The sequence below is a fragment of the Tistrella mobilis KA081020-065 genome, from assembly GCF_000264455.2.
GTDB lineage: Bacteria > Pseudomonadota > Alphaproteobacteria > Tistrellales > Tistrellaceae > Tistrella > Tistrella mobilis.
This window is the reverse complement of sequence record NC_017958.1, coordinates 662,657-674,940: the sequence shown is the minus strand read 5'-3', so window position 1 is coordinate 674,940 and position 12,284 is coordinate 662,657. Positions and strand designations below refer to the sequence as shown.

The 12,284-nt window shown below is 67.7% G+C and carries 9 protein-coding genes; 7 read left to right on the top strand and 2 right to left on the bottom strand.

Annotation, left to right across the window (positions count from 1 at the left end):
* The first annotated feature begins 340 nt into the window (after positions 1-340).
* The 7 genes from TMO_RS26810 to TMO_RS30050 all read left to right on the top strand — a co-directional run bounded on the left by TMO_RS26810 (position 341) and on the right by TMO_RS30050 (position 8,966).
* Entirely contained in the window at positions 341-1,474 is a 1,134-nt protein-coding gene (locus TMO_RS26810; protein WP_014748200.1) for an efflux RND transporter periplasmic adaptor subunit, read from the top strand.
* Positions 1,474-1,626 carry an efflux RND transporter permease subunit gene (locus TMO_RS32725; RefSeq protein WP_145978463.1) on the top strand — a complete coding sequence of 51 codons (153 nt, stop codon included), beginning with the start codon at positions 1,474-1,476 and terminating at the stop codon, positions 1,624-1,626. Before TMO_RS26810 ends, TMO_RS32725 begins: the two co-directional genes overlap by 1 nt.
* Positions 1,604-4,567 (top strand): efflux RND transporter permease subunit, encoded by a 2,964-nt coding sequence (locus TMO_RS26805; RefSeq protein ID WP_014748199.1) that lies wholly within the window; start codon positions 1,604-1,606, stop codon positions 4,565-4,567. The genes TMO_RS32725 and TMO_RS26805 overlap by 23 nt, the downstream gene beginning before the upstream one ends.
* A 250-nt stretch (positions 4,568-4,817) precedes the next feature.
* Complete coding sequence (locus TMO_RS26800; RefSeq protein ID WP_014748198.1) at positions 4,818-5,390, top strand: YcjF family protein; 573 nt, start codon at positions 4,818-4,820, stop codon at positions 5,388-5,390.
* 123 nt (positions 5,391-5,513) lie between these two features.
* Positions 5,514-5,726, top strand: coding sequence for a hypothetical protein (locus TMO_RS26795; protein WP_014748197.1), 213 nt, complete (start codon positions 5,514-5,516; stop codon positions 5,724-5,726).
* Positions 5,727-5,835: 109 nt separating this feature from the next.
* Positions 5,836-7,518, top strand: a complete 1,683-nt coding sequence (locus TMO_RS26790; RefSeq protein WP_014748196.1) for a cyclic peptide export ABC transporter — start codon at positions 5,836-5,838, stop codon at positions 7,516-7,518.
* Positions 7,515-8,966: a prohibitin family protein gene (locus TMO_RS30050; RefSeq protein ID WP_014748195.1), complete on the top strand. Its 1,452-nt coding sequence runs from the start codon at positions 7,515-7,517 to the stop codon at positions 8,964-8,966. The genes TMO_RS26790 and TMO_RS30050 overlap by 4 nt, the downstream gene beginning before the upstream one ends.
* A gap of 3 nt (positions 8,967-8,969) precedes the next feature.
* Here the strand turns inward: TMO_RS30050 and TMO_RS26780 are convergent, their stop codons facing one another.
* Both TMO_RS26780 and secD read right to left on the bottom strand, forming a co-directional pair.
* Positions 8,970-9,755, bottom strand: coding sequence for a thioesterase II family protein (locus tag TMO_RS26780; RefSeq protein ID WP_014748194.1), 786 nt, complete (start codon positions 9,753-9,755; stop codon positions 8,970-8,972).
* Positions 9,756-9,837: 82 nt separating this feature from the next.
* Positions 9,838-12,174 (bottom strand): protein translocase subunit SecD, encoded by a 2,337-nt coding sequence (secD, locus tag TMO_RS26775; RefSeq protein WP_014748193.1) that lies wholly within the window; start codon positions 12,172-12,174, stop codon positions 9,838-9,840.
* Between the last annotated feature and the right edge of the window lie 110 nt (positions 12,175-12,284).

The window sequence follows — 12,284 nt, the reverse complement described above, 5'->3', positions numbered from 1 at the left end:
CGGCAGTCTTCATTCCGCTGGTGATCGAGCGATGATAGGCGCTGTCCTGGCGATGCAGCAACCTGCGAGGGGGTGTTCCGGTCGATGGTCGTTTATCGCCGGACGGCGCAGAGGTGAAGGCGGACGCAGATCCTGCTATCGATGACCATGGGATCCGGTGCGGTGCATTCTGCCACAGTTTCGGTGCCCATGAAGTTGCGCCCATTGGTAGGCCGGGAGATATTCCCGTGCAAGTGGATTTTTGGTTGCGGTCCGGTAGACAGGTGATGCCATGTCGTGTCACCCTCCATCCCGGACCAGTGACCGTTCGCGGTCTATTGCGCCGCAGCAGGGGAGTGGGATGAGGGCGAGAGGCTGGATCACGCTGGTGATCGTTGCAGGCCTGGCCGGTGCCGCCGGCTGGGCGTGGCAGGCCGGTCTCGTGCCCGGCGTGCCTGCGCCGGGGGCGACGAAAGGGCCGGCCGTGGCCGGAACCGCCGCCACGCCGCCCCAGCAGCCCCCGGCGGCGCCGGCGATGAAGGTGGGCGTGGCCAAGGCCGGCCGCGGCACGGCCTATGATCGCCTGATCACCTTCGGCACGGTGGAACCGGTGGCACGCATCGTGCTGTCGCCGCAATCCGGCGGCCATGTCGTCGCCGTGCTGTTCCGCGAGGGGGAGGCGGTGAAGCAGGGCCAGCCCCTGGTCCGGCTGGACCAGCGCGTGGCCGAGGCCGAGCTTGCAAGCGCCCGGGCGACCGCGGCGCTGGACGCCCAGAACCTGAAGCGCGACGAAGAACTGGGCCGCCGGGGCACCAAATCCCGCGCCGATATCGACCAGTCGCGGGCGGCGGTCGCGGCCTCGCGGGCGGCGCTGGAGGTGAAGCAGACCCAGCTCGACCTGCTCACCCTGCGCGCACCCATCGACGGCGTCGCCGGCACCCGCAAGATCGAGGTCGGCAGCTTTCTTTCCCCCGGTGAAGAGGCGCTGACGGTCGAGGATCGCTCTCGCCTGCGGGTGACGTTCCGGGTGTCGGAAAAACTTCTGCCCCGGCTGAAGACCGGCCTGCCGGTCACCCTCTCGTCCCAGAGCCTGGGCCCCGACCCCATCCAGGGGCGGGTGACGTTGGTCGATCCCTCGATCGAACCCGACAGCCGCAGCATCCTGCTCCGTGCCGAGCTGACCCAGGCCGAAATCGGCGGCCGGCCGATCCATCCGGGCCTGTTCGTCAATGTCGATCTCTTGCTCGACAGCCGCGAGGGCGCTGTACTGGTGCCGCGGCCGGCGGTGATGTCGTCGCTCTCGGGCGACTACGTCTATGTGGCCGACAACGGCAAGGCGATCCGCCGCCCGGTGACCATCGGTGCCGACGGCGATGGCGGCACGGTCGAGATTGTGACCGGGCTCGATGCGGGTACGCCGGTGATCGTGGAAGGCCAGTTCAAGGTCGAGGACGGCATGCGGATCGATCCGGTGCCGGCGGACGGGGGCGGCTGATGCTGATCTCCGACCTCTGCATCCGCCGGCCGGTCTTCGCGATCGTGATCAACCTGATCCTGGCGCTGCTGGGGCTTTATGCGCTCAACCATCTGTCCATCCGCCAGCTGCCGGCGATGGATTTCCCCTATGTCACCATCACCACCGTCTAGTCCGGGGGCGGCGGCCGAGCAGGTCGAGCGCCAGCTGACCACGCCGATCGAACAGGCGGTTTCGGGCATTTCGGGCGTGCAGCAGATCACCTCGCAGAGCCGCGCCGGCATGTCGCTGGTCCAGATCCAGTTCCGCCTGGGGCTGGACGGGCTGCTGCTCGCCAACGAGGTGCGCAACAAGGTGGCGCCGCTGACCGACACGCTGCCCCAGGCGGCGCGGGCGCCGGTGGTGGCGCAGCAATCGCTCGACGCCCAGCCGATCATGTTCCTGACGGTGGCGAGCGACAGCCATGATGCGCTGGAGATCAGCGATACCGCCAATCGCCTGCTGCTGCCGCGGATCGCGGCGCTGGACGGCGTGGCCCAGGCGACGCTGCTGGGTGAGCGGCGTTATGCCATCCGCATCGTGCTCGACCCGATCCGCCTGGCCTCTTACGGCATCACCATCGGCGATGTCCGGGCGGCGATCGTCGCCCAGAATGCCGACGTGCCCGGCGGCGAAATCCGCACCCGTACCGACCGCACCGATGTGGTGGTGGAAGGGGCGCTGTCGACCGCGGCCGAATTCGACCGGCTGGTGGTGCGCGCCGAGCCGGGCTATCTGGTTCGCATCTCCGATCTGGGCCGGGCGGAGGTGGGGCCGGAAAGCCTGGACAATGCCATCCGCTTCAACGGCCGCGATGTGGTGGCCGTCGGCATCGTGCCGCAGAGCACCGCCAATCCGCTCGACATCGCCAGGCTGGTGAAGGCCGAGCTGCCGGCCCTGCAGGCCGGCCTGCCCGGCGGTTTCCGGCTCGAGATCGCCTTTGACAGCACGATCTATATCGACGCTTCGGTGCACGAGGTGTTCGAGACGATCGCGATCGCCGTCGCCCTGGTGCTGGGCGTGGTGGTTATTTTCCTCGGCTCGCTGCGTTCCAGCGCCATCGCGCTGGTGACCATCCCGCTGTCGCTGCTGGGCACGCTGGGGCTGATGGCGGCGATGGATTTCAGTATCAACACCCTGACCCTGATGGCGGTGGTGCTGGCGATCGGCCTGGTGGTCGACGATGCGATCGTCGAGATCGAAAACGTCCAGCGCCATGTCGATGACGGGCTGGATGCCTTCACCGCATCCTTCCTGGGCAGCCGCGAGATCGGCTTCGCGGTGATCGCGACCACGCTGACGCTGGCGGCGGTCTTCGCGCCCATCGGCCTGGTCGGCGGCCAGATCGGCATGCTGTTCCGGGAATTCGCCTTCACTCTGGCGGGGGCCGTGCTGATCTCGGGCTTCATCGCCCGCACGCTGTCGCCGATGATGTGCGCGCGGCTGATCGGCGCACGGGCCGAACACGGCTATGCCCGCCGGGTGGAACGGGCGACCGAGGCGCTGGCCCGCGCCTATGCCCGGTTGCTGGGCTGGCTGCTGCACCGGCGCTGGCTGGTGCTGCTGGGGGTGATCGCCGCGCTTTATGTCGGCTTCTCGGCGACCAGCCGGCTGAACTTCGCCTTCGCGCCGGTCGAGGATCAGGGCTATATCCTGTTCGATATCGAGGCGCGCGGTACCTCGACTCTCGATCATCTTCAGGATCAGATCGCCCGGGTGGAGGCGGTGCTGAAAACCGTGCCCGAGGCGACCGGCGTCCTCACCCTGCTCGGCAGCCCCAAGCCGTCTGCGGCCAATGCCTATCTGCTGCTGAAGCCCTGGGGGGAGCGCAGCCGCAGCGCCACCGAAATCGGCGATGCGCTGAAGCCGCTGCTGGCGGCGATCCCGGGCCTGCGGATCGATGTTCTGCAGGTCAGCCCGCTGGGTGGCGGCGGCAGTTCGCGGCCGATCCAGCTGATGATCACCACCACCGGCAGCTATGACGATCTGGCCCGGACCATGGACCGGCTGGTGACGAAGGCGCGCGATCTGCCGTCGATCGCGGACCCGGCCTCCAGCCTGGAGCTGGACCGGCCGCAGCTGGAGGTGACGCTGGACCGCGACGGCGCGGGCGAGCAGGGGGTGACGGCAACCGCGCTCGGCGACACGCTGCAGGCGGCGCTTGGTGGCAACCCGGTTTCCACCTTCACCAACCGCGGCGAACTCTACAAGGTGATCATCGACCTGCCGCCCGAATGGCGGGGCCAGGTGGAGACGATCAACACGCTGGAAATCCGCGGCAAGAGCGTCGATCCGCTGCCGCTGCGCGATTTCGTGGAACTGCACCGCACAGTCGGCGCCGACACGCTGGAGCACACAGACGGGCTGCGCTCGGCCACCTTCACGGCGGCGGTCGCCCCCGGTCATCAGCTGGCCGAAGCCTTCCAGGCTCTGATGCCGCTGATGGGCGAGGTGCTGCAGCCTGGCATGAAGCCGGTGCTGGCCGGCGATGCCGCCAAGGCTTCGCAGGAAAGCGGCTCGGCCGGTCTGGTGCTGCTGCTGGCGCTGGTGTTCATCTTCTTCATGCTGAGCGCCCAGTTCGAAAGCTTCCGCGACCCGGTGATCGTGCTGGCCATCGCGCCGCTGGCGGTGGCGGGTGCGATCTTCACCCTGAGCGAGACCGGCGGCGGGCTGAACATCTACAGCTTCATCGGCTTCGTGACCCTGATCGGCCTGATCGCCAAGCACGGCATCCTGATCACCGAATTCGCCAATCAGCTGCGCGATGCCGGCCGCGACCGGACCGAGGCGGTGATCGAGGCGGCCGAAACCCGGCTCCGGCCGATCATCATGACCACGATCGCCACCGTGCTGGGCGCGGTGCCGCTGGCCATCGCCACCGGCGCCGGCGCCGGCGGGCGCCGCGAACTGGGCTGGGTGATCGTCGGCGGCATGACCTTTGGTACGTTCGTGTCGCTGTTCGTCATACCTGCGGTTTATACTCTGATCTCGCGGAAGCGGCGGAAGGTGCTGGTGGAACCGCCATCGCCCGATGCGCTGCTTCAGCAGAGATTGAAGGATCGGCCGGCCTCATGACCGCGCAGGGTGTGACAGCTCTGCCGGTGGAGGCCGGTCCGGAGGCGTACCGCCCGCGGAACCGGATGTCTCCGGGAATTCCGTTGGCGTTTCAGAGGAAGAATGGCAGGCTCTGCATGGATCAGCAGCAGGATACGGGCGACCCTGCCCGTACGGCGCTTTCCCATGACGGGCTGTCCTCCCTTCCCCTTTCGACCCACCGACCGATCCCGGCAAGACTGGTCCGGGCCCCTGGATGAGGATGCGATCGATGTCCACCGCCGAAGTGACGGCTGCTCCCGCCGAAGAGTACACCCCCGAGCTGCGCGCCGACGATGCGCGCGCGCTGGTCAAGCGTTGCGCGCTCTGGGGCGCGGGCGCCGGCCTGCTGCCTTTCCCCCTGCTCGACGTCGCTCTGGTCACGGGCGTGCAGGTGAAGATGATCTACGAGCTGTCGAAGCTCTATGACGTGCCGTTCAGCGAGAACCGCGCCAAGGCGATCATCGGCTCGCTGGCCAACACCGTCGTCCCCGGCACCGCCGCGGCCGGCCTGGTCGGTGGCGTCGCCAGCCTGGTGAAGTCGGTGCCGGTGGTCGGTACCGTCATCGGCCTCGCGGTTTCGCCCACCGTCTCCTATGCCGTGACCTATGCCATCGGCCGGGTGTTCATCCAGCACTTCGAGACCGGCGGCACGCTGCTGAACTTCAACCCGGATCAGCTGCGCGAGCACTTCAAGGCCGAATTCGAGGCCGCCAAGGCCGATGCGCCGTCCACCGTCGAGGCTGCCAAGGCCGCTGCCGACACCAAGACCGAGGCCAAGCCCGCCGCCACCAAGGCGTCGTGATTGCCGTCGACCACGATCGCCGTCTGCCTCCGTCACCGCATCTGCGGGGCGGGGCGGGCGGCGCCTGCCGCATGACGACCCACCAGGTCGTCCGACGACCAGTGCACCGAGAGGACCATCCCGATGCCGCCGACCATGGGCCTGCTGCTCCCCACCATCTATGTCGTGATGTCGGTGATGGTCGGGCTGTGCGGCGCCGGCCGCAAACCGGGGTTCGTCGTCTCGTTCCTGCTGTCGCTGCTGGTCACCCCCTTCGTGATGCTGCTGCTGCTCTATGCGACACGCCCGCGCGAGCCGGCACGCCCCGTGGTGGCGCGCAAGACGAAACGCCATTGAGCCGCAAGGTGCTGCGTCGCGGACCCGGCCGGGCACGCCGCGCTCCTCTTCCCGGGTCTGAGGCCCGGGCACGACTTTCCCGCCCAAGACCGAGTTCCGCCCGGTGACGATGCCCTTGATCGAGCTTATTCGCCGCGACCTGACGGCGAAGCCGGCGACCCTCCTGTTCATCGCCGCGCTCGCCGGTGTCAGCAATGCGCTGGTGATGGCGATCATCAACAATTCCGCCGGGCTCTACGAAGACGCGCTCGACCTGCGGACCGTGGCGCTGTTTGTGATCGTGGTGGCGATCTATGTGCTGAGCCAGCGCCGGATGATGCAGATCACCGCCACCGAGGTGGAGGAGATCATCCATCGTCAGCGCAGCAGCCTGATCGATGCGGTTTCGCGATCCGATCTTCTGCCGCTGGAACAGGTGGGGCGGGGCAACATCCTCGCCAGCGTCATCCGCGATACCCAGACGATATCCCAGGCCGCCAACCTGCTGGTGATCGCCGCACAGTCGGTGATTCTGGTCGGGCTGGCGATGATCTACATCTTCATCACCGACCGCACCGCCTTCTGGCTGAGCACCGGCTTCATCGCGATTGCGGTGTTTCTGGTCATCCGGCGGCTGATCGACCTGCGCAACCGGTATCCGGCTGCGATGATGAAGGAAAACCAGGTTTTCGAAAGCATGCGCGACGTGCTCGACGGCTTCAAGGAGGTGAAGCTGTCGTCGGCACGCCGCGATGCCCTGCTGCGCGACATGGCGCGGGTGTCGATCGAGGCCCGTGATGCCAAGGCCGATATGCAGGTGAAGTCGGGCAATGAATTCGTCTTCGGCCAGACGATGATCTTCCTGCTGCTGGGCCTGGTGGTGTTCGTGGTGCCGAGCTTCGGCAATACCGAGCCCGAGGCGGTGGTGCGCACGGCGACGGCGATCCTGTTCATCGTGGGCCCGCTCAGCATGGTGATTCAGGCCGTGCCTATGATGGCGATGGCCAATGCCGCCGCGGACAATCTGATGCGCATGGACCGGGTGCTGCGCGAGATCGTCGCCGCATCCGAGGTGGCCGCCACCCCGCCCCAGACCCTGACCTCGTTCGAGGAGATCCGGCTGGACGGGGTCGCCTTTGCCTATGCCCCGGTCGGCGGCGTGTCCTTCGGGGTGGGGCCGGTGGACCTGACCATCCGGTCGGGCGAGCTGATCTTCGTGACCGGCGGCAACGGCTCGGGCAAGTCGACCCTGATCCGCCTGCTGCTCGGCCTCTATCATGCCGACAGGGGCATGATCCGGCTGGATGGAAAACCGGTTACCCGCGGCTCTTTCGAAACCTATCGTTCGCTGTTTTCGGCGATCTACGCCGACTACCATCTCTTCCGCAGGCTCTATGGCATCGAACCGCCGGATGTGGCCGAGTTTGACGCGCTGGTGAAGCTGATGGAGATGGGCGGCAAGGTAGCGCTTCAGGGTGACCTGTTCGATACGATCGACCTGTCGAGCGGCCAGCGCAAGCGTCTGGCCCTGATGGTGTCGATGATCGAGGACCGGCCGGTGCTGGTGCTCGACGAATGGGCGGCGGATCAGGACCCGCAGTTCCGGCGCAAGTTCTACCGGGAACTGCTGCCGATGCTGAAAGCGCGCGGCAAGACGGTGATCGCCATCACCCATGACGACCGCTATTTCGACGTTGCCGACCGTCGGGTGGCGATGGAGGAGGGGCGCGTGGTCAGGATCGTCGACAACCGAGATGCCCGTATTGAAGACGACGCTCGTATTGAAGACGAAGATGGGGAGGACCCGGCATGACGGTCGCCGATATGGACATGACCGACGAGCCGGAGCGTCCCGGGCTGTTCGGCCGGATCGGCGGCTGGCTCCGCCGCCATCTCTGGTCGCTGACGCTCTCCGTGCTGATCTTTGGTGCGCTCGTCATCCTGTTCTGGCCGGCGATGTTCATCACCGTGCCGGCCGGTCATGCCGGGGTGGTCTGGCACCGTTTCAGCGGGACCGATGTCGAGAACCCCACGGGGGAAGGGCTGCAGGTGATCTGGCCCTGGGACCGGCTGGAGATCTATGACGTCCGCTTCCAGACCGTGACCCAGACCTATGATGCGATCACCGCAGACGGTCTGACGGTCGCGACCACCATTTCGTTCCGCTACCGGGTGAACCAGGAATATGTCGGCATCCTGCACAAGAATGTCGGCCCGGAATATCTGCACAAGATCATTATCCCGGAAGTCGGATCGGTGGCCCGGGCGCGCATCTCGCAGTACACGGCCGAGGATTTTTATTCGAACCTGCGCACCATCGTGCAGAACGAGATCTATGAAGGCGTGAAGTCGAATTTCCTGCGCGGCAACTATTACAGCCAACCCGGAATCGATCTGATCGAACTGCAGGACGTGCTGATCAAGGCGATCCATCTGCCCGAGCGGGTTGCCCAGGCGATCGAGCGCAAGGTCGAGCAGTATCAGCGTCAGCTGGAATATGATTACCGCCTGGCGACCGAGCAGAAGGAAGCCGAACGCAAGCGGATCGAAGGCGAAGGTATCCGCATGCTGTTCGATCGGGTCGGCGCCTCGGAAATTCCGGATTATCTCACCTGGCTCGGCATCAATGCCTCGGTGCAGCTCGCCCAGTCGACCAATGCCAAGGTGGTGGTGATCGGCAACAAGGATTCGGGTGGCATGCCGCTGATCCTGGGCGGCATCGACAGCAATGGCGCCCGCGCGGCGACGACGTCCGGCGCCACGGGCGCGCCCCAGGCTGCCGATGGCGGTGCCGGCCAGCCGGTCATCGTGGGCGACGTGGATACGGGCACGGCTGAGATCCGGCCGGTCGGTTCGGAACCGCTCAATCAGACAGGTGCGGCTCCCGCGCCGGCTGGCGGCCCGAAATCAGGGCCGCGCATGGATAGCGGCGAGAGCGAGGCGGTCGTCGAAGGCGTGCCCGCCGGCACCGCCTCGGTCGGCCGGGCCATGGTGCCGGAAACCACCACGCCCGAGCATCAGACGGCGCCGGCGACCCCGGTGCAGCCTGCCTCGCCCCAGCCGGCGCCCACCGCCGTGCGCCAGGGCTTCCTGCCGGGTGAGCCGGTGACCCTGGAACAGCTGAGCCGCTGGCTGGGCATCGGTGGCGGCACGGGTGCCGTGACCACGCCCTATGGGCCGGCGGGGTTCGGGCCCTATGGCGTCGTTCCTGAAACCGCCCCGCCCGTGGGCGGCGCCAGGGTCGCGGGCGCGGGGGGCTGAGCCTCAGACCATGCTGCGCGCGGCCAGCACGCGCGCAACCACCCAGGCAGGATCGGCCGCCAGGTAGAAATGCCCGCCCGGAAAGATCTCGCGCATGAAGCCGGCGGTGGTGAAATCCTGCCAGGCGGTCAGCCGTTCGGGGGCGGCATGAATGTCGTCGGCGCCACCCAGCGCCAGGATCGGGCAGGGCAGGCGCGGGCAGGCGGCAGGATCCGGGCGATATTCCGCGACCATCCGGAAATCGGCCCTGAGGGTCGGCAGGAACACGGCCATCAATTCGCGATCGGCGAGCAGGGCGGCGGGGATACCGTCATAGCGGGCGGCAAGTGCATCTGCGAAGCCGGCATCGTCCAGCCCGAGCAGATCGCCCAAGGTGCTGGATGAGCCGGGGGCGGTGCGGCCCGAGACGATCAGCGTGCGCGGTGCATGGGGCGAGGCCTCACCCACCAGCCGGGCGGCCAGTTCATAGCCGATCATCGCACCCATGCTGTGGCCGAAGATCAGGGTCGGTTTGGGCGCAAGACGGCCGAGGGCGGTGGCCAGCCCGTCGACCACCGGTGCCACCCGGTCGAGCGCCGGTTCGGGAAAACGGCTTTCGCGGCCCGGCAGCTGGGCGACCAGAAGCTCGACATCCGGGCCGGTGAACGCCTCCCAGGGGCGGAAGGCGCTGGCGCCGCCGCCGGCATGGGGGATGCAGAGCAGCCGCCAGGGCGCGGCGCTTCGGCCGGCGGGACCGGTGAGCCATCGATCCTGGCCGGGCTGGACCCAGCGCGAGGCGGTGGGCTGCATGAAACCCCTCCTTCGGTGTCGTCGGCATGGGCGGCCGCATCCGGGCCGGATGCGACCGCTATACCTCAGGAGGGATGACCTGTCATCCGGTGGTTGCGGTCGCTGCCTCCTCCGCGGTCAGGGCCGACCGGCTGCGCCGGCGCATCGGTTCGCCCAGGAACAGCAGGATGGGAGCTGCGATGAACACCGAGGACGATGCCGCGACCACGATGCCGAACACCATCGGCACGGCAAAACTCTCCACCGCGCTGCCGCCCCAGATCGCCAGCGGCAGCATGGCGAGAAAGGCGGTCGCCGAGGTGTAAAGGCTGCGGGTCAGCGTCTGATTGATCGAAAGATCGATCATCTCGCGCAGCGACAGCGTGCGGTGCAGGCGCAGGTTCTCGCGCATCCGGTCGTAGACCACGACCTTGTCGTTGACCGAATAGCCGATCAGGGTCAGCAGGGCGGCGATGGCGGTGAGGTTGAAATCGATGCCGGTAAGGGCGAAGAAGCCGATCGTTTTGGTGATGTCGAGCACCAGCGTCGCGATGGCCCCCACCGCAAAGGGCCATTCGAAGCGCCACCAGATGTAGACCATCATGGCGAGGCCGGCGAGCACCACCGCCAGCACGCCGGCGGTGGCAAGCTCGCCGCTGACTTTGGCCCCCACCACATCGACCCGCTCGATGCCGGCGGCGGGGTCGACATCCCGGATCGCCGTTTTGAGCGTTTCGACTGCTGTGGTCTGAGCGGCATCATCGCCGGGCTGACGCGCCACCCGGACCAGGACGCCGTCGCTGCCGGTCTGCTGGAGGGTAATCTCTCCCAACCCCAGCCCGTCCAGCCGCTCGCGCAGGCGGCCCGGATCGGCATGGGTCGCGGCCTCGATCTGGATGCCGCCCTTGAAGTCTACCCCGTAATTGAGCCCGGGCGAGAGGAACAGCCCGATCGAGGCGAGCGACAGCACGGCCGAGACCGCGATGCCAGCAAAGCGGGCGCGCATGAAGCGGATCCGGGTGTCGCCTTTCGGCATCAGCCGGATCAGCGGTTCGATTTCCAGCCTGGCCGTGGATGAGCGGAGCGCGCCGCGCCGGTCCAGGACCCAGGTCATGACGATCCTGACCACGGTGACCGCGGTGAACATCGAGATGAGGATGCCGAGCGCCATGGTGACGGCGAAACCGCGCACCGGGCCGCTGCCGAACTGGAACAGCAGCAGGGTGGCGATCAGGCTGGTGACGTTGGAATCGACGATGGTCGCATAGGCCCGTTTGAACCCGGCATCGAGGGCGGCCCGGGCATTGCGGCCGCGGCGGGTTTCCTCGCGGATGCGCTCGTTGATCAGCACATTGGCGTCGACCGCAAGCCCGAGGCCCAGGATGATGCCGGCAATTCCCGGCAGGGTGAGGGTGGCGCCGAGTGCCGAGAGCGCACCCAGGGTCAGGGCGACGTTGAGCAGCAGGGCCAGGTTCGCGATCATCCCCCAACCACGATAGAGCACCACCATGAAGCCGCAGACCAGCGCGAAGCCGGCCAGGCCGGCAATGATGCCGGCACGGATCGCGTCTCCGCCCAGATCGGGGCCGACGCTGCGTTCCTCGATCACCTTGAGCGGGGCGGGCAGGGCGCCGGCGCGGAGCAGGGCCGAGAGCACGCCCGCCTCGGCCACCGAGAACCGGCCGCTGATCTGGCCCGCGCCGCCGGTGATCGGCTCGCGGATCACCGGGGCGCTCAGGATCCGGCCGTCGAGCACGATGGCGAAGGGGCGGCCGACATTCTGCGTCGTGATCTCGGCGAAGCGCCGGGCGCCGGCCTCGTCGAAGCGGAAATTGACCACCGGCTCGCCACTGCGTGGATCGAAGCCGGCATGGGCATCGGCCAGCCGGTCACCGTCGAGCGCGGGCTGCGCCTGAACCGCCAGCTTTCGCGGTGCGCCGCTGCCGTCGCGTTCGTCCTGCATGGGCAGCAACAGCGCGCCGGGTGCCGGGCGGGTTCCGGCGGCCGGCGGATCGGCCAGCATATGGAAGCCGAGTTTCGCCGTGCTGCCGAGCAGGGTGCGGATCCGGGCCGGATCCTGCACGCCGGGCAGTTGGACCATGATCCGGTCGTCGCCGACCCGTTGGACCGAGGGTTCGGCGACGCCGATCTGGTCGATGCGCGTGCGGACGATTTCGAGGCTCTGGGTCAGGGCGGCATTCAGCCGTTCGGCGCGCTCCGCCTCGGTCAGCCTGGGATCGTTGAGCAGGGCGGAGGCGTCGACCTCCAGCACCAGCTGCGACCCGCCGCGGAGATCGAGGCCGAGGGTGACGGCTTTCGACGGCAGCCAGCCGGGCAGTGCTGCCCTCTGGTCGGGGTTAAGCAGGTTGGGCAGGGCTGCGGACAGCCCCGCCAGAATGATCAGGGCATAGGTCAGGATCAGCCAGCGCGATGTGCGCATTCAACCGGTCTCCATAGGGGCCCGCACGGCCGCACCGGGGCGGCCGCGCGCAGTGGCGCCGGCATCCGCCAGATCCGGAGGGACGGGATGTCTCGATGATGTGGAGATGT